The organism is Mucilaginibacter gynuensis (genome assembly GCF_039541195.1).
GTDB lineage: Bacteria > Bacteroidota > Bacteroidia > Sphingobacteriales > Sphingobacteriaceae > Mucilaginibacter > Mucilaginibacter gynuensis.
Genome location: NZ_BAABFT010000002.1, coordinates 342,932 through 366,927 on the forward strand (window position 1 = coordinate 342,932; position 23,996 = coordinate 366,927).

Consider the following 23,996-nt stretch of genomic DNA (forward strand, 5'->3'; position numbering starts at 1 on the left):
TAATTTAACAAATGAGTTCAAAGGTAATATTTGCTGCCGGATAGTCGCCCGTAAAAAGTTAATAACGCATCAATGGGAGCGATTAATATATTTGTGTTTAATTGATAATAAATCGGGGCATCTGTTTTTGTTCGGCAATGGTTTACTTATCGTCGTCGTATATCCGGTAAGCTTGGGTGTCGAACAATATCCGGCCAAGATCTTCCGGGTTTCGTCGAATGCGGAGCTGGTAGCACAACATAGTTATATCTTACACAGCATTTATTCTTCATTTTGTTTTATTGTAATCAGCCATAACATTCGCCAAAAAATCATAATTTTAATATTATGAGAAAACTTGTTTACGGTATCAACATTAGTTTGGATGGCTGCTGCGACCATACCCGGTTTGGCGGCGGGGTTGACGTTCACGACTATTTTCGGGAATTGCTGGAAGATACAGACCTGATTATTTACGGGCGAAAAACGTATGAGTTAATGGTACCATTTTGGCCGCAAGTGGCACAAACGCAATCACTAAACGCTACTGCCAATGCTTTTGCAAATACCTTTGCTAATATTGATCGTGTTTTGGTTTCCCGCACGCTTAACCATGTGGATGACGAGCATGCTACTATTATTAACAAAAACATTAAAGACGAAATCCTGAAGCTGAAGCAACAACCGGGCAAAGCCATCTCTACCGGCGGTGTAGAGCTGCCTGCCCAATTGATTGAATGGGGTTTGGTGGATGAGTTTCATATGGTAATTCACCCGGTGATAGTTGGCGAAGGGCGGCGTTTGTTTACAGAAATGCGCTTACCCGAAAATTTAGGATTAAAACTAACGGCATCACAAAAGTTTAGCTCCGGTTGTATAGCGCTGCAATATGATAAGGTTTAAGAGTAGCCGTAAGCTTTCTTATACTGGTTACAACTACTCCTTTTGCTAATATTCCACAACTCAAACTTTTCTCCATTTATTCCGCTGCTTTTATAATTTTGTACCTTGCTCTTATATTTATCATCAATCCTGTGTATATTTAATAATGTCTAACCTTCAGTCTGCTGCCAAAAACACGTTCAATACCCCTCAAAATATTCATATCGCAATCATTGGCCTTGGCTATGTTGGCCTGCCGCTGGCCGTAGAGTTCGCTAAGCAATATGCTGTGGCCGGCTTTGATGTAAAACAGGAGCGTATTGCCGAGCTAAGCGCCGGTAACGACCGCACACTGGAGATTGATAGCCATGAACTATTAAGCATAATTACTACAGATGCAGGCAAACAAGGCTTGTATTTTACTTCAAATATTGAGGATATTGCTACTTGTAATATCTATATAGTAGCTGTACCCACCCCTACCGACAGGCATAACCGTCCCGACCTTGGTTTGCTGATAAAAGCCAGCGAAACCATTGGCAAGGTTTTAAAAGCTGGCGATGTGGTGATCTATGAATCTACCGTATACCCCGGCGCTACCGAAGAAGTTTGTATCCCCGTGTTGGAAAAGGTATCCGGATTGGTTTTTAACCGCGACTTTTTTGCGGGCTATTCTCCCGAGCGTATCAACCCCGGCGATAAGGTGCATACCCTTACTAATATATTAAAGGTAACATCGGGCTCAACACCCGAAGCAGCCGATTTTATCGACGGCTTATATCAAACCATTATTCACGCTGGTACCCACAAAGCTCCCAGCATAAAGGTGGCCGAGGCATGCAAGGTGATAGAAAATTCGCAACGCGATATTAACATCGCCTTTGTGAATGAATTGGCCAAGATCTTTAACCTGCTGGGTATAGATAGCCATGATGTGTTGAAGGCTGCCAGTACCAAATGGAACTTCCTCAACTTTAAACCCGGCTTGGTGGGTGGGCATTGTACCGGGGTCGACCCGTATTACCTGGCGCAAAAGGCACAGGAAATAGGCTATCATCCTGAAATTATACTGGCTGGTCGCAGGCTGAACGACGGTATGGGTACTTACGTAGCGCAGGAAGTGGTAAAACTGATGATCAGGAATGACATTGCCGTAAAGAGATCGAACATACTGGTGCTGGGTTTCACCTTTAAAGAGAACTGCCCCGATGTGCGCAATACGCGTGTTATTGATATAGTACGTGTGCTTGATGAGTATGAGGCCAACATTGAAATTTACGACCCATGGGCCAATCCTGAAGAAGTAAAGGCCGAATACAATGTGAATACCCTGAATAAATTTGTAGATATCAGCGGCAAATACGACGCTATTATTGTTGCGGTTTCACACAGCGAATTTCTCACCCTAAATTATAATCAGCTCAAACGCAACCCGCAGTCGGTTTTGTACGATTTGAAAGGCATACTGGATACACAGATCATTGACGCCCGACTGTGAAAAAATTTGTTGTATGAGTGTCAATATATAAATATTTATTATTGCGCAATATATGGGCTATATAGTGCATACATAAAGGTTTTCTTAATTTATTGTTAAAATTGAAAACCAATAATAACCGTAGTATTGACATTATAAAACTCATTAAAAATTGAAACTTAATTTGTAATTAATAGTGTAAATACGCTTTAAAATTTTAATTTTGCTATTGTTAATAGTGCTTATTTATTAAAGATGAAAAGTATTATTTTAAAGCTTAATTTTAAAAAACGCCCCGAATTAGGCAGCATCACATATAACACCCGTATTAAATGATTCACAGATACGCTACGTTTATTAAGGCGGTTAACCTCACTATTGATTACATTATCCTGAACCTGAGTATGGTTATCTCTTACTTTATAGAGGACAAATCATACATATCATGGATAAGCAATAAGAACTACCTGCCTATTGTATTGGTTTTTAACCTGATATGGTTATTATCGGCCAATGTAACAGGCCTGTACGAGCAGGTTTTAAACAAGGATTCCATTAAAACCTACCGCGGCTTAATTAAAACCTACCTGTTATTCGTAAGCTTTATTTGCTTCACCATCATCATTTTAATAGGTACAAAAGCATACTTCATTACCCGCGAATATCTGTTCTATTCTTTAGCCCTGTTTGGTTTCCTGCTGGGTTTCTGGAAGTTGATATTCCTGAGCATTCGCCGCAGTGACCGTGCTTTACTGATCGATTCGCGCAGCGCCATTGTTATCGGCGGGGGCCGTATCGGTAATGATCTGCATAACTTCTTTAAAAACAACCCGAGCCGTGGTTATAAAGTGATCGGTTTTTTTGACGATAATTCAGAAAGTATTATCGATAAAAAGCTCTACCTCGGCGCCACGCAAGATTGTATTAGCTATGTAATAGCCAACAAGGTAGATGAAATATTCTGCACGTTGCCAAGTTCCGAATCGGCGAAAATTGAGCGCTTGATGCTGGATGCCGACAAAAATCTGATCCGCTTTAAGTTTATTCCTGATTATTACGATTATGGTGTAAAGCCAACCTCTATACAAAGTTTCGGCCATATCCCGGTAATATCCATCCGCCCCGAGCCTTTGGAAAACATCCTGAACCGTTTCATTAAACGTGTGTTTGATGTGCTGTTCTCGCTTTTCATTATCCTGTTTGTGTTCAGCTGGCTGTTCCCGATACTGGCTATCATTATCAAAATGCAATCGAAAGGACCGGTTTTCTTTGTGCAGGCCCGTTCAGGCAGGGATAATAAATCGTTCAACTGCTACAAATTCCGCAGTATGAAGGTGAACAATGATTCGGACAGCAAACAGGCTACCCGCGATGATGACCGTATCACCAAGATTGGTAAGTTTATGCGCAAAACCAGTTTGGATGAGTTACCGCAGTTCTTTAACGTACTGATTGGCAATATGTCGGTAGTTGGTCCGCGCCCGCACATGCTGAAACACACCGAACAATATTCGGCCCTTATTGATAAATTTATGGTAAGGCATTTCCTTAAACCGGGCATTACCGGCTGGGCACAGGTACGCGGCTTACGCGGCGAAACCAAAACTACCGAAGAAATGCTTGGCCGTGTGGAAGCCGATGTGTGGTACCTGGAAAACTGGTCGTTCCTGCTGGATTTGAAGATCATCTTCTTAACCTTTTGGAATGCCGTTAAAGGTGAAGAAAACGCATTTTAACCATGCCCTTGTTTTACGATCAGCTTAACCGCCCCGTAAACTTGCAGGCCATACCCAAACGCATTATATCAGCAGTTCCGTCGCAAACGGAGCTGCTTTTTTATTTGGGGCTCGATGCAGCCATAGCAGGTGTAACTAAATTTTGCAGTCATCCTGCCGACAAGGTAAAGTCAATACCCAAAATAGGCGGCACCAAGCAATTAAATATCCCGCTGATAAAGGAACTCGCGCCCGACCTTATCATCGCTAACAAAGAAGAGAACGACCAAATACAGATAGAAGAGCTATCCGAACACTTCCCCGTTTGGATAAGCGATGTGAGCGACCTGCCCGGGGCGCTGGCTATGATCAGTTCCCTTGGCACCATAACGGGCAAACAGGAACCGGCAGAAGCGCTTACCCGGCAAATCACCGACGACTTCACTAACCTGCAAATTGCTCACACTGGCAAACGCGCCCTGTACCTCATTTGGCGTAACCCCTACATGGCGGCAGGCCAGCATACTTTTATCGATAGCCTGCTCCCCTATTGCGGTTTGATGAATGCTGTTGATGAGAGCAGGTATCCTGAAATAACCGCCGCAAAGCTCAAAAACATCAACCCCGATGTAATACTGTTATCTTCCGAACCTTATCCTTTCCGTGAAAAACATATAGCGGAGCTGCAAACTTTACTACCGCTGGCTAATATTATTTTAGTGGATGGCGAAGTATTTTCGTGGTATGGCAGCAGGTTATTACACGCCCCGGCCTACTTTAAACAGCTAAACGAAGCCTTACTGAAATTTTAATTTAAAGACAATTAACCACTTAGGTGAATTTGTTAAAATAGATTTTAATATTTATTAATTAACGCTATCTTTGCCAACTCAAAATCCTAACGATGCGGAAGTGGCGTAATTGGTAGCCGCACCAGACTTAGGATCTGGCGCTTCACGGCGTGGGGGTTCGAGTCCCTTCTTCCGCACTGCATTTAAACCCGGTCAAACTGATCGGGTTTTTTGTTAAAGCGGCCCTACATTAAATGTCACAGTTACTGCACAAAACTTTCCGGGTAGCTTTTCCACCTTATCAAGTGTGACAAAGCTTCTAATATCTTCTCCTCCAAAATCTAATTCCTCACCTAAAACTGGCTTAGTATTTTGTAAATAATATTTACTCAGGGCATTTATCCCTTTCGTGATTTCAAAAGGTACATGTACATCTTTTTTTATTTCATTTAATAACTCAGAAGAGCACTTACCCCAATATTTCAAATCTGTATTTGCAGCGGAGAATTTTAAAGTTTCAAATCGAAACTCCAGCGTGAAATATTCGCATCCTTTATTTTGTATTTTTAACTTATCCCCGTTTTTCAATACAACATTTTCATACCCAACCTTCCGGGCAATCCGAAATGTTCGGTCAGGGTAAGCCTTCTTACTTATAATGGGTTCTGGCTTCCCTCTTACGCAATCATCTTGTGGTAACTTGGTTTTAATAGAAACCAGAGGGTTGCTCCACTTATATTTTAAATTATCAATTTTGAAACTACTGCAAACAATAAGAATGATTGATATAAATATGATGAATATTTTATTTTGTAACATGATTTGTTATTGTTTAAAGAACAATGGATTCCATTGTTTCTTTGTGCAAAGAATCTCCCAATTCTTTCTTAACTAATTTCCTTTGGCTATTATCGCAGACAAATTTTGTTTCTATTGCAAAAAAACAAAATAGATTCATTCCAATACAAGTCAATTGAATCTTAATTGACATAATCAAACCTAATAATATTTTATAGTTTTCACGATAACACCTTTCCTCCCCTACTTCGTTACAAAGTAAGTAGCCGTCATAGCCAGTCTTCCGGGTACCGAAGTAAGATCTGACGCCGGTATTTGTCCTTCTAATAAACGGATCGGGCTGTTCATATCTTTTGGGCTGCATATTACCCTTACATTTTTTTGCGTTACTTTTATTACACCGCGCGAGTAGTATTTCCACGGCAGTACACTACCATCTGCAAGCGATTGTACTATCACCACTATATAAATATTACCCCGTACCGGGCCCGGTGTAATATACTCGCCTACATTATTTTGTATACCGAACAGTGGATGCTGCCAAACGCCGTCAAACTGAAAATTATAAGTACCGGCATCATTGGGGCCTATGGTAACTATTTCAAATTGTGAAACTTCCTCACCCGTTAACGCTATAACCTGGTGTATGGGTGTTATCACGAACTTTTCGAGCGTTGGTCTGCACGGGTAACCGTCAAATTGCTTCGCTATCTCTGAAGTTTTAGCACCGCTGTTATAAGCTACAAAAGCACCTGTCCAAAAGGAGGCAAACTTTTTAAGCTCCGGGTTTCCGGTGGTAGTGCCTGTCATAAAACCTTCCGAAGTAAACGAGGCGGCAATAATGGCCTTTAAACCCTTGGTTACAGATATAGCATTCGCTATTATGTGAGTTTCGCTGTAGCCTGGTGTCTCGGTATTAATTGGCTTACTACCGCCTAAACCATACAGCGTGTAAGCGTCGCCATCCTTCCTGATCTTTATATTGTTAATCAAACTGATGTGCCCCGAAGTCCAGTTAAGGTAGTTCAGGTGTACAAGCAAATGATCGGGCATATAATCGATAGTGACATAGTTGTAATCGTTAACAGCCCTTACAATTCCTTTTATGGTAAAATATAAAATCTTAGGCCTTTGCTGTGCATCATAAATAACATTTAATATGGTATCGTTAGCGGCGTTTTTTGTGATAGACGCTGCGGCAAGTGTTACAATTTCGCCCTCGCTGTTCCTTCTTCCATAAAAATAAAACTCAAGTCCACTTTTATCATGCTTGTATATCGATAGCAGGGTATCTACATCGCTTACATTTGTTTTAACGGTAATGAGCGAATCTTTTACCTCCACAGGTTCTTCGCCGGGCGGCGGATCTTCATTGGGCGGGTCATTATCTTTTTTGCAGGATGACACTATTACCGACGATACAGCCAGCAGCAGTATGATAAAGGATTTCAGGTACGGTTTCATTTGGTAAATGATTGACATACAAATATTATTAAATAATATCGGATATATCAATAGCACGAAAACTCTCTAAATTATAAATGATAATTTTAACAGCTATACCGCCTTGATTTTATATTTTTATAATATAAACCAAAACACATTATCGCATGGAACAACTAATTTTGCCTATTCTTTTCTTAGCAATTGCTATAATCGTATTCTTACTTTTCAGACAAGTAATGCTGTGGTACTGGAAAATCAACGATATCATTTACGAACAACAAACTACTAATCACTTATTAAGACAGCTGATAAATGAAATTAAAGCCAAAGAAGCCCCATATAAAGAAATTACTCCTGAAGTAACAAGCGGTACTGGTTATTTGTTCCTTTACCACTCATTGGATTCAAACTATGATGTTGGAGCAAAAATCAATGGAGATGCAGTAGGTGAAGTTCCGTTTTTGAATAAAGAAGACGATATTCTTGAAAACGCAAATCAAATCCATCTGCAACCAGGTACTTATCAGATAGAATTTTATTTAACAAGAAACGGTAAAAGTAATATTATAAGCAAAGTGCCATTTACTTTATCCCCTGGTGATAAAATTATTATTGACCCCACTAAAGGAATAAATAAATAACATCCTTTCGAACTCCACTTATCCATATCTCACCAGTTTAGCGATATGTCGATTATTTATAATCGACATAAACAAATTCAAATAACTGATTATCAATACAATAATCAATTGGCCTTGGTTTTGAATATGAGCAACTAACGCTTATATCACAAACCATGAACACAACCAAACAACACTCAACTACAAAAACAGGTTTAATACTGCTGCTGGCATTGGTGGCCAACGGCACTGCCAGCGCGCAGGTTGATTACGCTACCGATCCGCATTTATCACCAGCCGTGAAAGAATTTTTAAAGCCGCTTAATGGCGGTGGCCCGGGACTGGAAACCTTGCCTGTAAAAGATGCCCGCCAAGTATTGGTTAATGCGCAAAATGCAGCTAAGGTCGATCTTTCGGGGATAGAAGAAACCGAGAAAACCATTACTGCCGACGGCTATAAGATCACCTTAAACATTGTGCGCCCAACAGGGGCTAAAGGCAAGCTGCCCGTATTTATGTTTACCCATGGCGGCGGCTGGGTACTGGGCGACTACGCCACCCACAAACGCATGGTGCGCGACCTAAGCGTACTTACCGGTTATGCCGGGGTATTTGTAAACTACAGCCTTTCGCCCGAGGCAAAATACCCACAAGCTGTTAACGAGGTTTACGCCGTAGCCAAATGGCTCACCACCCATGGTGCCGAAATTAATGTAGACGGCAATAACATGGCCATTGTGGGCAACAGCGCCGGCGGTAACCTGGCCACAGCTACCGCGCTGATGGCGAAAGAAAAAGGCGGCGCTAAGTTTAAACTCGAAGTGCTTTTTTGGCCGGTAACCGATGCCGATTTTAACAACGAATCGTACAAGCAGTTCGGCGCACAACGTTTTCTTACTTCGCCGCTGATGCAATGGATGTGGGACCAGTACATCCCGGTTGAAAAGCGCAAGGAAATTTATGCTTCGCCACTGCAAGCCACCGTTGAGCAGTTAAAGGGCATGCCGCCAACGCTGATACAGGTTGCCGAGAACGATATTTTACGTGATGAAGGCGAAGCCTACGGCCGCAAATTGAGCGATGCCGGTGTGGATGTAACTACGGTGCGCTATAATGATGTGATACACGATTTCGGCTTATTAAACGGATTAGCCAATATACCGCAAACAAAAGCCTTGTTCTTACAAGCAGCAGCCGAACTGAAAAAGCATCTTAAATAAAATCAGGCAAATTCAACCTCACAATATCACAATTCCAAATTAAGACCGATCGCTTCTGATACAATACGCGACCGGTCTTATTTAAACCACATCATCATTATGAAAACCCCTAACACCAAAACCATTCTTTTTGTTACCGGCGCATTTGTAAGCAGTAATTGCTGGAACGATTGGCGAACCTACTTTGAAAGCAAAGGCTACACTACCCATGCGCCTGCATGGCCACACAAGGACGCGCCCACAGCTGCCGATCTGCGGGCAAGGCAACCCAATGATATTGAACTGGCCAGGCTCACGCTAACCCAGCTGGTAGACCATTACGCCAACTTTGCCAAAGCATTGCCCGAAAAGCCCATTATTATAGGGCATTCGCTGGGTGGTATGATTACGCAGATACTGACCAACCGCGATTTGGCAACCGCTGCCGTGGCCATACATTCGGTGCCGCCACAAGGCGTGTTGCCTTATGAGTTTTCATTTTTAAAATCAGCATGGAAATCATTAGGCCTGTTTACCTCGCTCGATAAAACATACATGATGTCGTTCAAAGATTTTCAGTACGCCTTTGTGAACGGCTTACCGCTTTACGAGCAGCGACTGGCTTATGAAACCCTTGCCGCGCCCGAATCAAAACGTGTAGCCCGCGGCGGACTTACCAGCGCGGCTGCTGTTGATTATAACAAGCCGCATGTGCCGTTGCTGCTTACCTCGGGCGATGAAGATCATATTACCCCGGCACACCTTAACGTGCGCAACTTTAAAAAGTATAAGCGCAACGGTTCGATAATAGAATATAAGGAGTTTAAAGGCCGCAACCACAACGTGCTTGGTCTTAAAACATGGAAAGAAGATGCCGACTATATTTTAAACTGGATAAGCAAGTACCAAGCCAAAGCCGGTCACTCCAAAACAGTTAAAACCAACAACCATGAAAACCATCATACTTACAGGCAGCAACAGCGGCTTCGGTTTGCTTACCGTACAAACACTGGCTAAACAAGGGCATAAGGTATACGCCACTATGCGTAATGTAACCACCAAAAACGCGGAAGCCGCCAAAGACCTAAGCCAATGGGCCGCCGATAACAACGTGCAGATCAAAATTATTGAACTTGATGTAAACGACGATGCCTCGGTAGAGAAAGCAATGGCCGAAATAGCGGCCGACGCGGGCGGTAAGATAGATGTGCTGATCAATAACGCGGGTACGGGCTTCATCGGCCTTAACGAAAGCCTTAGTCCGGCGCAAACCAACCAGATCTTCCAGATCAACGTACTGGCGGCAGACCGTATGATAAAGGGAGCCTTGCCTTACATGCATCTGCAAAAGGATGGCTTGATACTTACCATATCCAGCGTTGGTGCAAGGCAGCCCATGCCGGTAATGGGTGTATATGCCGCCACCAAAGCCGCCATCGATAACTTATCAGCCAGTTATTATTATGAGTTGCGTTCAGCGGGAATTGATGTGGCCATTGTACAACCCGGCGTATACCCCGCTACCGATATCGTGGCTAAACAGCTGGTACCGGCCAAACCCAATGTTGAGCAATATTATGGTGAGGATATACTCAACTTTCAGAAAGGGGTATTCAAAGCCTTTATACCGAACGAGAATAGTCCGTCACCACAGGAAGTGGCTGATTTGATAGCAAGTATCATCGATACGCCAAAAGGCAGCCGGAAGCTGTGGAATATAGTGGGCGGCGGTCCGCTGGCTGCTCATGTTGATAATATTAACCAGGCAACAGGTCAATTAGTCGAAACTATCCTTGGTGCCACAGCCGCGCACGCGCATTAGGCTTTGGTAGCTACTATCAAATAAACTAATTTCTTTATGCAGATCAGGATCACCCATATCGATACAGCCTGTATTCTTCTCGAAATAGGAGAATACAGGATACTTACCGACCCCACTTTAGATAAAGCGGGCAAGCTTTATTATCATGGTTATGGATCGGTGTCGCGTAAAACTGATGACCCGGCGCTGGATGCGAACGAGCTGCCGCATATCGACCTCGTGCTATTAAGCCACCATCAGCATAAAGATAATTTCGACGATAAGGGCAAAGCCTTTACCCGCACCGTAGCCAATGTAATTTCCACCAAAGCTGCGGCACGGGCCATGCCCGGAATTATAGACCTGCAAGACTGGCAAACCTACCGGGTGCCTACCGAAAAGGTGCGCAACTTAAGGGTAACCGCGGCGCCCGCGCAGCACCATCCCTGGTGGATCCCCGAATTTGTGTCGGGCAAGGTAATAGGTTTTGTAATTGAGTACGACGATCAGCAGGATGGCGTGATCTACATTTCAGGCGACACGGTTTATTTTAAGGGAATAGATGAAGTGGCCAAACGATACAAGATCGATACCGGGATATTCCATGTGGGGTCGGTTCAGTTCAGGTACCTTACCGGCTTGGGTAAATACACCATGGATAGCACAGACCTGTTACGTTCAGTAGCGATATTGAAACCCAACAAAGTTATCCCGATACACTATCGCGGATGGACGCATTTTAAAGAGAAGGAAGATATTTTAAGACAGCAATTGGCAACTAACGCGCTCACCAAAAACCGCACGATAATACTACAACCCGGTGTGCCTACAGCAATTTAAAGATTGGGCTAATTTTTAACGGCACAACAGCTATGAGCACCTGCTTTTATCAATTATTAATAATTATTTTTATGCTGAATATTTACTATCCGCAAATGCCGATAGCCTTACATAATAAACTATAGCGCCGGTTTTAACATGGCAAAACATCTTAAACTTATCATTATATTATTGCTGTTCAGTATCCCTGTTTCGGCGCAGTATTTTTCGGGCTTCCCGGATATTACACCCGAAGAGCTGCCAAGTGTTTTAACCTTTCTGAAAAACAGTAAAGCCGATGTTAAACGCATACAAACACTGCTAAGAACCGGCACCTATTACCTCACCAAACCCGGCGAAGAAAGCCACGACTTAGATACCTCCATGCTGCTGGCACAGCAGGCGAAAACATTAAGCACCGCGCTTCATAAAAAAGATGGTGTGAACGAGTCGCTCTTTTTAATAGCCCGTATTTACCAGGAAAAACGTGAGTGGTTTAAAGCCAAAGATCTTATTAACAAAGTAAGCGATACCACACGCATTAAACTGCTTTTAAACCTTACGTTGAATTACTATTACCGTTACAAGTTATACGAAGCCAACGAAGCTATTTTAGATACCGCCATTACATTTTCACGCATGGCATTTGAACAAAGTTTTGCCAGTAAAGATAAGTACTTATTAGATTTTACGGTTGGCAGTATGCTAATAGTGCCCAACCTGCTCACAGAATACGGAAAATTTGCAGTGGCAGAAAAAAGGGCTAAACAGGTATTAGCCATTTGCCAAAGGGCAAAGTTTGCGAAGCTTCATTTTATTTACGTGCGCCTGGGTTATATCAGCACCTACCAAAGCCATTATGACGAAGCCCTCACCAATTATTACGATGCCGAAAAATACGTTATTAAAACAAACGATGTGCGCTTTTACGGCCGTGTTTACCTTGGGCTTGGAGAGGTTTACAGAAACATAGGGCAGTTTCAAAAAGCTATTGACTGCTTTAAAAAAGTGATGTATACCTTAGACCAGTCAAAAGTTGTTAACCGTTTTGCCTTACTCGAAGGCATAAACCGCATGATGCGGAAAATGCACCGCGAACAAGAGGCGCTGAACTATGTATTAAGCGAAATGAAGGGTCATCCTTTAGAAACCGATGAAGATAAACTTTACGCCTACAGCGCGCTCGCCGAAGCCTATAAAGGGACAAAACAACTAAAGAAGGCCGAAAAATATTATTTAGCCTACCTCAATCTCTGCAAAAAGTTAAATACAGATTTGAATAACGCCCATCGTAACGTTGGGCAGTTTTATGTAGAGTCGGGCCAATTTGCACAAGCAGCTCCTTACCTTGCCGTTGCAGAAAAAAACGCGGCTGCCGAACCACTGGTATTTAAAGCCCATTTGCAATTCCTGCTTTTTAAATCGGATTCTGCTGCAGGCAAATACCTTTCTGCCATGCGGCACCTCATGATCAACAAGCAACTTGATGACTCAATAGTACAAATTGGCCGCACTAAACAAATAGAAGAGCTCCAGGTAAAGTATGATATTACCAACACAGAGAATAAATTGATATTGAGGAATAAGGATATCCGCATTCTTAATCAAAGGAACAAATTACAGGAAGCAAATTTAAAGCAAGCAAACTTAATACGTAATGTCACCATAGTAATGTCGGCATTGCTGGTAATTATATTGAGTTTGGTTTACAGGCAATACAAACAAAAACAGGCATCAAATAACATTATTACACAAAAGAACACCATGCTGCAGCAACTGTTGTCTGAAAAAGAATGGTTGCTTAGGGAAGTGCATCACCGGGTAAAAAACAACTTGCAAACAGTGGTAAGTCTGCTGGAATCACAAGCCGCCTACTTACGTGACGATGCGCTTAAGGCCATGGAAAGTACGCAGCATCGCATATACGCCATGTCGCTCATTCACCAAAAGCTTTACCAAACTGATGATGTGCGGATAATTAACATGGCCTTATATATCCCGGAATTTATGAACTATTTGATGGATAGCTTCGACACCGGGCAGCAGATCTGTTTTGAACAAGACATTGAGCCGCTGGAAATGGGGGTATCGCAGGCCGTACCCCTCGCATTAATTATCAACGAGGCGGTAACCAATGCCATTAAATATGCTTTCCCAAACGGCAATAAGGGCGTTATCAGTATTACCCTGAACAGTAACAACCAAAGTATACACCTCGTTATAGCCGACAATGGCATAGGCCTACCGGCAGACTACCAAACAGCAAACACCAAAACGCTTGGATTAAAATTAATGCGTGGCTTAAGTGAAGATATCAACGCGGATATCCGTTTTGAGAATGACAATGGCACTAAGATTACCATTACTTTCAAGAATGAACACGTTCGTTAGATAGATTCAAGAGTTGAGAGTTAAGAAACAAGATTTTTTAAATTGACAACCAAACCGTTCGCCTATTTAAACAGCGATTCCTTTTTTATCCCAAGTTTCTTAATTCGGGATGAAAGTGTTGAGTATGGCAGATCGAGTAGTTCTGCCGCACCGCCGGGGCCGGATATTTTGCCTTTGCATAAGCGCAATACTTCAACAATGTGGTCAATCTCGCTTTCTTCCATGGTTTTCACACGCCGTGCCACGGGTAACTCTACAGCAAATTGATAATTATCGCGCGATAGTGGTACAGATTGTAAGGTATCGCCCTGGGTAAGCAACACGCTACGCTCAATCAAATGTTCCAGTTCGCGGATATTGCCGGGCCAGTCGTGAGCCATAAGGGCATCTATCGCATTTTCAGAAATGCCGGTAATTTTTTTCCTGTTAATGGCCGCATAACGATCAACAAAGTGTGCGGCCAATAATGGTATATCATCCTTTCGGTTACGCAAAGGTGGTACATGTATCGGGAATACATTTAAGCGGTAAAAAAGATCGATGCGGAAACGGCCCTCAGCTACTTCTTTTTCGAGGTTGCGATTGGTGGCGGCAATAAAGCGTACATCAACCTTAATAGAGCCCTTTCCGCCTATGCGTTCAATTTCTTTTTCCTGCAAAACACGCAGCAGTTTTACCTGTAGGTCCAGCGGCATTTCGCCAATTTCATCTAAAAATATGGTGCCGCCCTGTGCCTGTTCAAACTTGCCTATCCGTTTTTCAAATGCACCCGTGAAAGAGCCACGCTCGTGCCCGAACAGCTCGCTTTCTATAAGCGTGGCCGGTAATACGGCACAGTTAACTTTTATTAATGGCTTGCTATTACGGTGCGAACTCGCGTGTATGCTATCTACTATCCGCTCTTTACCTGTTCCGCTTTCGCCGGTGATAAGTACCGATGTATCTGTAGGCGCTACTATTTTAACATGATCCAACACGGCTTGCAAACCTTTGTTTCTGCCAATGATGCCTTTCAGGTCTACCAGTGGTTTGGGTGCGGCATCCTTTTCCTTTACCTGTTGTAGTTTTAACTTTTGTTCGTGCAGGTAATCGGCTATATCGAGGGTTACCAGTACATCCTTTTCGCGGAAGGGTTTTACCAGGAAACCATAGGGCTGCGTGGCTTTGGCCTGCGCCAGTATTTCTTTATCTGAATTTGCAGAGAGGTAAACGAAGGCGATATTTTTTTCGCGGAGAATTTTAGCCAGATCGATGCCTGTTTGGTTTCCTTTAAGGCAAATATCCAGTAGTACAAGGTCGGGTTTCTCGCTATCTACAATTTCGAGGGCAACGGGTACCGATCGTGCCAGTTTGCAAACATTGTAGCCCGCACGCTCCAATATCATTTGAAGGTTATTGGCTTCAATAAATTCGTCTTCAACAATCAGAATTTTTTTCTTCATGACGAGGAGGTTGGCTATTGCTTTTACAGGTAGAGGATGTGCTTATAAAAAATGTTGAAACATTTAAGTAAACCCACCCAAATTGTGATATTTAACTAACGAATGTAATTTAAAAAGAGGATATATGCAATAGAATTGAAGCTTTTAGTATCAATTGATGGATAAAACTACTTTTTAGATCGCTTTATTCCTTTTAGCTAAATCTTAATACATATCCGGTAAATAAACTTTACAAAAGCTATAAAATAAAAGAGGGAGCATTGCTTTTAAACAATACTCCCCATCGTATAATCTGGTTTAGGTTTATATCTTGTTAAGGTTACATAGCCTGTTTATTCCACATTAAAGTGGTATACCTGGCGGCCTATGTCGCCAAGGCCATTAATACCTTCTACAATTACTTTGTATTTGCCTTTATCATCGGCTGTGAAGAAATCGAACTTCACCGTACCGGTGGCAGATGTTTTCAAATTAGGGTTCCAGTATACAGTAGAACGCAGATCGGGCAATTCTGAAGCTGTTTTTGGATGATCGTATTTAGGCGAGTAAAACTCCTTAGCCTCATTAAAGCCACGCGGTGCAATATTAGCAATGTCCGGGTTGTAACGACCACGGCTGTGGTTACCACGTTTGGTGATAATAATTAAGCTTTCGCCGCCCAACATTGATATTTGTACGGTACTTGTACGTACCACCACAATTTTGGCAACATCAGCCGGATCAATAGAGTTATTATCAAATACCTCGCTGATTTCTTCAGGCAAGCTAAGCTTGTAACCGTCAACAATTACCTGCATTGGGCGGCCACGGGTTGTAGGGTAATTGGTTACCTGGTCGCGCGGAACAAAGCTCACACCCTGAATGCGGCTTTGCAAACACATGGTAAGGTTAACGCATGCCTGTGTGCCATTAAAGGTTAGCACCTGGTCGGCAGCGCTTTCAGGTATACCCATCATGCCCGGGGTTAACCTCGGGCCCTTTTTTCCGCGGATCTTTATTTCATTCAGCTGTTGTATCCTGCTAAGCTTACCTGTTTTTTCAAGCTCTTCAATTTGCTTTCTGTTACTTGCAAGGTACGCTTTGTTGCTGCCTGCAATGTCATTATTTATGTCAGCCAAATTAGGGTTCAGGGAGAAAGGCTGTATGGGTGTTTTGTTCATAAGCACCTGTACCAGCGAACCATTTTTGGCATTGCGGCCTTGCACCGTAAATTTTACGCTATCCGGAATGATCACATTATCAAAGCTGAAATAACCATTAGCATCAGTAAGCGTGTCCTTCAGGATATTAGTTTTTGCAGAGAATAAGGTTATTTTACCACCCGGCGACGGCTTTTTACTAAGTGACATCAACCTGCCCGATATATCAACAGCTAATTTTTCGGCCTTGTAAACAGGCTTTGGGGATGTACCACCTAAAAGATCTTTCCAAACAAACCTGCGGTAACCCTGGGTAAGCATCAGGTTGTCCAGTGCTTTGTCGGCGTCTTCCTGCTGGGTAAAGTAATAGTTTGGTTTTTCTATATACCCTTTCAGGTCTGATGATAGCAACAGGCTTGATAGTATCGTTGTCTCTGTACTTTCATCAACAGGCACCTTGGTTTCGTCGATCACCGAGATAGAGAAACTGCCTATGGCAGGCGCGCCTGTTTTGTCTTTGGCATCGAGGGTTAGCTCTACCTTTTCGCGGTTTTTATAGCTTGGTTTGCTGCTGTTTAGCTTCAGCTGCATTTGGTCGGCGGTTTTAATAAAGGCCAGCCTTTCGTTAGTAGGTTCTCCCGCAGCGTTAAACAGCGTAAATTGGCTTATCCCGGTAGGGAAATTCTTTTTAGGGATCCATACCGATGTAACCGCCCTCGCTATCTTCACCTGCGAAGCGTACAGCATTTCGCCGCCCGATTGCGCCACAATATTTACACCTTGCGGAGCCTGTAATAAATTTGCAGATGCGTTAATACGTACCAGTATGGTATCTGTATTAGGGTTATTATATACAGCAAGCACATAACCGCTGTCTTTTACTTTGGGCAGGTTTACTTTAGTTTGCGAGCCATCGGGATAAGTAATTTTGGCCGAATAGGTTTTACCTGCTTCGGGCCTCATGGTAAAATTGCCCATGCCCGCGTGCAGCGCTTCAAAGGTGGTTACTTCGGTTCCGCCTTCGTCAACAATTGAGCCTTTAACCGCCACACTGCTACCATCAATAGCTATTGCCTTAAAAGCTACACGGGAGTTGATACCCGCTACCAGATCGCCGCTTTCGGGGAAGAACTGTACATCGCTTTGCGCGAGACTGGCTTTTATAGTGAAGGTAGTAGAACTGCTTTTCTTTTCACCGTCGCTTGTTGTTGTAATAACCGAAGTTACGTGAGTGCCCTGCAAGTTGTTTTTGCTGTTATTCTCCATATCCAGTATTACCGATCCGTTTTGGTCGGTTTTACCCTTCTTTCGTTCCAGCACTTTTACGCTGTTCTCTACCCGGCATTCTACATCCTGCCCAACAACGGGTTTGCCGTCGCTATCGGTGTAGGTAATAATAGTACTTACTATTGATTTACCCCCTTCGGTTTTGTACTTAAAATCGGCCCTGGCTGTTATCTTGTCAATGGCATTGCCTACAATAAAAGTTTTATCAAAAAAGTAATCCTCGCCCGCGTTGCGCATCCATTGGGTATAGGCACGTATGCGGTAATTACCTTCGGCAATGGTGTCGGCCAAAATGAAATTGCCTTTGGCCACCCCGGCACTGATAGGTAGTTTCAGTGTTTTTTCTACCGAATCCCGTTCGTTGATCAGGTCGGCATACACGGCGCCGCTTAATGCCGATAACTGGTGCCTGCTGCCTACGGTTACGTAAGCCTTAAACCAAATGGTATCGCCAAGGGCATAATAGGGTTTATCGGTATGCAGGTATACTTTTTCCTGGGGCAGGTTGCTTGTCCAGGTGCTTAAAGACGCGGAGATCTTATCAAGCGGATCGTCGTTGCTTTTCACAAATGCAGTCAGCGCACTTATAAACAGCACGGCACAAAAAAATGTGGTGGAGAGTTTGTTTTTTAGCATAGGTATGCAGTAAGGTTTATTAGAACTAAAATTGGTTTACGGTTTATATTAATTCGGGCTCAATATACCAATACGACTGCATAAATGCTAAAAGGTTTAATTGAGCCCGATGATTATTTTGTAATATTTTCATCACACAAAAAGAAGCCATATTACCTTCCTTATTATCACAATTAGCCGGGTGCTTTTATCGCATGTGCTAAAGTTAAATTCTATAAATAAGATTTAGTAAATCGTTGGTTTGTGAATAAAATTCCATCAAAAACACTTGCTTGTATAGATGCTAAGCCACTTTGGAGAGTAATTTTCCATATAAATTACTAATAATGTGTTTGCATGAGTGTAAAAAGGCTCTTTTATGAAATTATATTTTGTAAATAATTAAAAAAAGATAGAATAATTTTTAATATTTACATATATACGATCACAAATACTGAGACAGTATAAATTATTGAATCGTATAAATGATATTTCTCGCATTTTTTCACTTTTCCGCCACATTTATGAAGAAAAATTTACTCTTATTTTTAACATTCTTACTATTTAGCACACAAACATTGCTGGCACAAAAGAAAGCTGTAACCGGTACCGTTACCGACCCTGCCACCAAGGAAACCTTGGCAGGCGTAACAGTGCTTATTAAAGGCACTACACAGGGCACCAGCACCAACGCAAGCGGGCAATTTACCATACAGGCGGCCCACTCTGATGAACTGGAGTTTACGTACACAGGTTACAAACCTTACTCTATTAAGGTAGGTACTGCTACCAAATTCAACATCGCTTTGGAGAACAGCATCGCCCAGCTTAACGAAGTGGTACTGATAGGTACACGATCTGCCGGGCGGGTAAAACTGGAAACAGCCGTGCCTGTGGATGTGGTTAACGTAAGCAAAGCGGCCACCACAACCGGCCGTATGGATCTTACCGATATATTAAATTACGCCGCCCCATCATTCAATTATAATAAGCAATCAGGCTCTGACGGTGCCGACCATGTTGAACTGGGCACCCTGAGAGGTTTAGGTCCCGACCAAACCCTGGTGCTGGTAAACGGAAAACGCCGCCACTCCACAGCATTTGTATCGGTATTCGGTACACGTGGCCGTGGTAACTCTGGTGTCGATCTGAGCTCTATCCCCACAGCAGCGATCGATAGGGTGGAGATATTGCGCGACGGTGCATCGGCCCAGTATGGTTCTGACGCGATTGCCGGGGTTATCAACCTCGTGCTCAAGAAAACCGTGAGCACCTTTACGGCCAATGTGGGTTATTCCGGTTATTACGACCCTGCCTTTAACAGCGGCAAAAGCGTAGCGGCCAACCAATATCCACATGGCGGCACTATTGATGGTAATGGCATTACCATTGATGCCAACTACGGTTTACCTATCGGTAAGGATGGTTTTATCAATTTCACGGGCGATTACTCTAAAAATGGAAAAACCTTCCGCCAAACACATGATACCGCTTTCGCTAACCCGAAAGCCCTGCCTTTAAATCCATACAGAAGGGCTAACGGTGAAGGATCGGCAGAAACCGGGACCATATTTTTCAATAACGAAATCCCACTGAATACTGCTACTACGTTTTACAGCTTTGGCGGTTACAGCTACAAAGCATCTGATGCCTATGCCTTTACCCGTAATTTTTCGGGCAGGCCGGAGCGTTTCCCTACCAACAATGGCAACCTGATACCGGTAGAGGGCATTATTTTTAATACGCCCGATGGTGAATCATACTACAATCCGCTTATTCAAACGCACAACAGCGATATCGCTTTGGCATTGGGCTTAAAAGGCACTTTCGGTAAAGACTGGGATTGGGATTTGAGTGATAACCTTGGTCGCAACAAATTTCACTTCTTTGGCGAAAAAACCTTTAATGCTTCTTTAGGTGCCGATAAAACCCATTTTGATGATGGCGGATCTTCGTTTTTGCAAAACACGGCCAACCTGAACGTAAGCAAACACTTTAACGCGTTGGCGGGCTTTAACCTTGGTTTTGGTGCCGAATACAGGTATGAGAAATATAAGATCTTCGCGGGTGAAGAAGCTTCGTACAAAAACTACGACCCAACAGGTACGCAGGCGGCAGGTTCGCAGGGCTTCCCTGGTTTTCAACCGGCAGATGAGGTGAATGCCAATCGTTCGGTATTTGGCGGTTTTGTTGATTTTGAGTTGGATGTAACCAAAAAATGGCTGGTTGATTTTGCCAACCGTTTAGAGCATTATAGCGATTTTGGCTACAACTTTAACAGTAAATTTGCTACCCGCTACAAAATTACCGACAATTTTAATATTCGTGGTTCGCTGGGTACGGGCTTCCGTGCGCCATCGCTGCAGCAAATCAATTACAGTTCAACATTTACCAATGTACAGGGCACAGTAATATCTGAAGTAAAGATAGCGCCGAATTACAGCCCTATTACCCGCGCTGCCGGTATAGAGAACTTAACGCAGGAAAAATCAAAGAATGCCGGTTTAGGTTTCACCTTTAAACCAATCCCTGAGTTAAGCATTACTGCTGATGGTTATTTAATTAAGGTGACTGATCGCGTGGTATTATCAGGTCAGTTCAGTGCCGATGACGATACGCTCGATCCTTCATTTACTGATGCCTTAAAAGCTTTGAATGTAGGCTCGGCACAGTTTTTCGCCAACGCGGTTAACACTACCAATAAGGGTTTGGATATCGTAATTGATTACAGCCGTACGGTTGGCCAAAACCGTTACCGTTTGCTGTTTACCGGTAACTTCCAAAACATGAAGATTGATAAAGTGAACTATCCGCCGATATTAGGCAGTACCGAAGCTTTGAGAGAAACTTTCCTGAGCTCGCGCGAACGTAAATTTATCCTGGCATCGGCTCCGCCTGCAAAATTCGCTTTAAACCCTGAGTTTGGCCATAAAGACCTTACCCTTGGCGCACGTGTAACTTACTTTGGTAAAATTGACCTGTTAGGTTACGGCGACGGATCAAACATTACTCCGGTTGTACCTACTGATGACGGCACCACTACGCTGCCCGATCAATACATATACAGTGGTAAATATGTGAGCGATATTTATGCTTCGTACAAAGCGAGCAAGTCCATCCGTTTTTCGTTAGGGGTTGATAACGTATTTAACGTTCACCCCGACCTGGCTTACGTAAAAGGCGCTAAAGGTTACGCGTTTAACAACGAACCGTCGGGTCCGTTTGACGCAGTACAAATGGGCGGAAACGGCCGACGCTTTTTTGCCCGCATAGGTTTTACATTTTAATACATTACACCGGGACAATTATAAAAGCCTGCCTTCCGTAAAGAGGGGCAGGCTTCTTTGTGTTTATGCAATATGTGCTTGTGGCTATTTATCAACCAATTCAATCCACCGGTTAACCACCTGTTGCAAAGCTTCCCTTTTTGCTTCGGCCTCTTCAATACTGTTTATTTTCGCCACCTTGCGTGCGTCAGGAAATTTGCCTTCCAGCAGGCCGGTGGTATCAGTGATCTTAGCACCTGTGGGGAACACCAGCAGCACATATTCTTTTTTATGCAGGTTTAGAACCAGGAGATCCCGTTTGTATTCTTTTGGGTCGAAGGGCGGCATGTCGCCTGTGTAATAAAAGCTTGGCGAGTTCCATTTTACCTGTTCGGCTATTTCGGCATTGGCACCTAATATAATTTGCCGTAAAGTGTTCACCACATCACTACGCGGATGATCAAGTTTTTGAATAAGCTCGTCTACGGTTTCGGGTGCTTTTTTTGCCATTAGGTTTGATGTTAAATTTTTGATGGTGCTACACCGAACGTTTTTTTAAACGCGAACGAAAAATGCGAAAGATCTTCAAAGCCTAGATCAAGATAGACATCTGACGGCGCTTTGCCCTTTTCTTTTATTTGATACCAGGCCTCCTGCAAACGGCGCTGCAACAACCACCGACTGGGTGTGTTATTAAATATCTTCTCGAAATCGCGCTTAAAAGTGGCCAGGCTTCTGCCGGTTAAGTAGGCGAAGCGTTTTAGCTGTACATTAAAATGAAAGTTCTTATTCATAAACGCTTCCAGGTCTATCTTCCCCGGTTCCGAAAAATCGAACAGTATATCCTTCAACCCCGGGTCGCTTTGCAGCAATATCATTATCGCTTCCTTTATTTTGAGCGATAGTAAACCCACGTTGCTGCCATACTGCTTAATCTGCTGCTCGTAAGGCATCAGCGAATCGACAAAACCCTTAAACATAGCACTCGGTTTTAGCTGAAGTACCGCGTTACCGGCATGGTGACCGGCTGCGCTATAACCGTATTCCGCGCAAAAATCGCGTAGTGTTTTTTGATCGAGATAGATGGAGATAGAATTAAACTCGCCACCGGCAGGCGGCAGCTTATTAAACTTTAGCAAAGTGTTACGCCGGCAAAATCTGAAATCGCCGGGATTTATCGCATATTCCCTGCTGCCATCATTCAATATCAGTGTGCCCGAAATTTGGTAGCTAAAAACATGCTCCTGCACAAATTGCTCACCCTCACGGCTCCGGGTATAATAACAGGAGTATACAATTGGGTTGGCTACTTTTTCATGTTCTTGCTTAAGCATATATTTCAAATTTATAAAACTAAACAGCATTGCCATACAAATAGTAAGCAATGCTGTACGTAAAAACCAATCGCTGTTATTTATTGCTTTTCAACTTCAAGAAAGCTTTTCCCATCTCGGTTTCTAAAAAGTTCACGGCATCGTCGTGGTCGGTGGAAGTGCTTACGGGGATCCACTTTTCAAATTCTTCGTCGCGCAGGTTGTTGGCCATTTTTACTATGCCTACCGCTTCGCTGCCCAATATAAGGTGCAGGGGCGGCTCGGGATTGTTCACTACATCTATCATTACTTTGGCGGCTTTGTCCGGGTCGCCCATGGGTACGTAGTTTTTGCGGAAGAAATCCTGCATCCAGTCTACCGTTGTTTCATAGCCTTCTACACGGCGGGCATAGGTCATAGACGCGCCTCCCCAATCGGTACGGAAACCACCGGGTTCAACTACGGTTACTTTTATGCCTAACGAGGCCACTTCTTTTGATAATGCTTCGCTGAAACCAACCAATCCGAATTTGGCGGCACTGTACATGGTTAACCCAGCGTTACCAACCCGGCCGCCTGTAGAACTAATTTGCAGGATATGGCCCGAACGCTGTTCGCGCATGTAGGGTAATATGGCACGGGTAATTTCGATAGGCGCGTACAGGTTGGTTTCCAGCTGACTGCGTACCTGTTCGTCGGTAAATGCTTCGGCCGCGCCGGTAATGCCGAACCCTGCATTGTTCACCAACACATCAATACGGCCGAAATGCGCTATGGTATCAGCTACTGATTGATATACTTCATCATTATTATTTACATCCAGCTTAACCGGGAACAACTGACCGGGGTATTTATCCTGAAGATCTTTTAGTTGTTCGGGATTACGGGCAGCAGCCGCTACGTTATCGCCGCTTGCCAATACCGCTTCAGTTAAATTACGACCAAGGCCACGTGAGCTGCCTGTTATAAACCATACTTTTTGTTGAGTTGCCATTTTTATTTGTATTATTTAATTT

The 23,996-nt window shown here is 43.3% G+C and carries 18 protein-coding genes and 1 tRNA gene; 12 read left to right on the forward strand and 7 right to left on the reverse strand.

All coding sequences use genetic code 11. The features are described 5' to 3' along the window. Nucleotides 1-327 precede the first annotated feature (327 nt). The 5 genes from ABD894_RS04725 (at nt 328) to ABD894_RS04745 (ending at nt 5,041) form a co-directional block, all read left to right on the forward strand. A complete protein-coding gene (locus ABD894_RS04725; protein WP_345209840.1) occupies nt 328-882 on the forward strand; it encodes a dihydrofolate reductase family protein in 555 nt (184 codons plus the stop codon). Between the two features lie 145 nt (nt 883-1,027). Next, nucleotides 1,028-2,359 carry a nucleotide sugar dehydrogenase gene (locus ABD894_RS04730; RefSeq protein ID WP_345209841.1) on the forward strand — a complete coding sequence of 444 codons (1,332 nt, stop codon included), beginning with the start codon at nt 1,028-1,030 and terminating at the stop codon, nt 2,357-2,359. A gap of 311 nt (nt 2,360-2,670) precedes the next feature. Then, nucleotides 2,671-4,074, forward strand: coding sequence for an undecaprenyl-phosphate glucose phosphotransferase (locus ABD894_RS04735; RefSeq protein WP_345209842.1), 1,404 nt, complete (start codon nt 2,671-2,673; stop codon nt 4,072-4,074). Nucleotides 4,075-4,076: 2 nt separating this feature from the next. Further along, complete coding sequence (locus ABD894_RS04740; RefSeq protein ID WP_345209843.1) at nt 4,077-4,865, forward strand: helical backbone metal receptor; 789 nt, start codon at nt 4,077-4,079, stop codon at nt 4,863-4,865. Between the two features lie 94 nt (nt 4,866-4,959). Continuing rightward, a tRNA-Leu gene (locus tag ABD894_RS04745) sits at nt 4,960-5,041 on the forward strand. Between the two features lie 37 nt (nt 5,042-5,078). Here ABD894_RS04745 and ABD894_RS04750 read toward each other — a convergent pair. After that, on the reverse strand, nt 5,079-5,663 hold the full coding sequence (locus ABD894_RS04750) for a hypothetical protein (RefSeq protein ID WP_345209844.1): 585 nt from the start codon (nt 5,661-5,663) through the stop codon (nt 5,079-5,081). Nucleotides 5,664-5,885: 222 nt separating this feature from the next. Further along, nucleotides 5,886-7,124: a hypothetical protein gene (locus tag ABD894_RS04755; RefSeq protein ID WP_345209845.1), complete on the reverse strand. Its 1,239-nt coding sequence runs from the start codon at nt 7,122-7,124 to the stop codon at nt 5,886-5,888. Between the two features lie 128 nt (nt 7,125-7,252). On the opposite strand from ABD894_RS04755, the gene ABD894_RS04760 reads away from it, so the two are divergent. The 6 genes from ABD894_RS04760 (at nt 7,253) to ABD894_RS04785 (ending at nt 13,918) form a co-directional block, all read left to right on the forward strand. Further along, nucleotides 7,253-7,729, forward strand: coding sequence for a hypothetical protein (locus ABD894_RS04760; protein WP_345209846.1), 477 nt, complete (start codon nt 7,253-7,255; stop codon nt 7,727-7,729). A 155-nt stretch (nt 7,730-7,884) separates the two neighbouring features. After that, the gene (locus ABD894_RS04765) at nt 7,885-8,928 is read left to right on the forward strand and encodes an alpha/beta hydrolase (RefSeq protein ID WP_345209847.1); all 1,044 of its coding nucleotides are present in this window, start codon (nt 7,885-7,887) and stop codon (nt 8,926-8,928) included. Between the two features lie 99 nt (nt 8,929-9,027). Further along, complete coding sequence (locus ABD894_RS04770; protein WP_345209848.1) at nt 9,028-9,924, forward strand: alpha/beta hydrolase; 897 nt, start codon at nt 9,028-9,030, stop codon at nt 9,922-9,924. After that, entirely contained in the window at nt 9,857-10,729 is an 873-nt protein-coding gene (locus ABD894_RS04775; protein WP_345209849.1) for an SDR family NAD(P)-dependent oxidoreductase, read from the forward strand. The genes ABD894_RS04770 and ABD894_RS04775 overlap by 68 nt, the downstream gene beginning before the upstream one ends. Before the next feature lie 36 nt (nt 10,730-10,765). Next, on the forward strand, nt 10,766-11,548 hold the full coding sequence (locus tag ABD894_RS04780) for an MBL fold metallo-hydrolase (RefSeq protein WP_345209850.1): 783 nt from the start codon (nt 10,766-10,768) through the stop codon (nt 11,546-11,548). Between the two features lie 138 nt (nt 11,549-11,686). Beyond that, complete coding sequence (locus ABD894_RS04785; protein WP_345209851.1) at nt 11,687-13,918, forward strand: tetratricopeptide repeat-containing sensor histidine kinase; 2,232 nt, start codon at nt 11,687-11,689, stop codon at nt 13,916-13,918. Nucleotides 13,919-13,980: 62 nt separating this feature from the next. Here ABD894_RS04785 and ABD894_RS04790 read toward each other — a convergent pair whose 3' ends face one another. Together ABD894_RS04790 and ABD894_RS04795 are read right to left on the reverse strand one after the other, a co-directional pair. Beyond that, nucleotides 13,981-15,360: a sigma-54-dependent transcriptional regulator gene (locus ABD894_RS04790; protein ID WP_345209852.1), complete on the reverse strand. Its 1,380-nt coding sequence runs from the start codon at nt 15,358-15,360 to the stop codon at nt 13,981-13,983. Between the two features lie 332 nt (nt 15,361-15,692). Then, nucleotides 15,693-18,422: a carboxypeptidase-like regulatory domain-containing protein gene (locus tag ABD894_RS04795; RefSeq protein WP_345209853.1), complete on the reverse strand. Its 2,730-nt coding sequence runs from the start codon at nt 18,420-18,422 to the stop codon at nt 15,693-15,695. A gap of 503 nt (nt 18,423-18,925) precedes the next feature. Here ABD894_RS04795 and ABD894_RS04800 point away from each other — a divergent pair. Beyond that, the gene (locus ABD894_RS04800) at nt 18,926-21,688 is read left to right on the forward strand and encodes a TonB-dependent receptor (RefSeq protein WP_345209854.1); all 2,763 of its coding nucleotides are present in this window, start codon (nt 18,926-18,928) and stop codon (nt 21,686-21,688) included. Between the two features lie 84 nt (nt 21,689-21,772). On the opposite strand, the gene ABD894_RS04805 is transcribed toward ABD894_RS04800, so the two are convergent. From ABD894_RS04805 to ABD894_RS04815, 3 genes are all read right to left on the reverse strand, one after another. Then, nucleotides 21,773-22,177 (reverse strand): DUF1801 domain-containing protein, encoded by a 405-nt coding sequence (locus ABD894_RS04805; protein ID WP_345209855.1) that lies wholly within the window; start codon nt 22,175-22,177, stop codon nt 21,773-21,775. 11 nt (nt 22,178-22,188) lie between these two features. Continuing rightward, on the reverse strand, nt 22,189-23,001 hold the full coding sequence (locus tag ABD894_RS04810) for a helix-turn-helix domain-containing protein (protein WP_345209856.1): 813 nt from the start codon (nt 22,999-23,001) through the stop codon (nt 22,189-22,191). Between the two features lie 76 nt (nt 23,002-23,077). Next, nucleotides 23,078-23,974, reverse strand: a complete 897-nt coding sequence (locus ABD894_RS04815) for an oxidoreductase (protein WP_345209857.1) — start codon at nt 23,972-23,974, stop codon at nt 23,078-23,080. Nucleotides 23,975-23,996 lie beyond the last annotated feature (22 nt).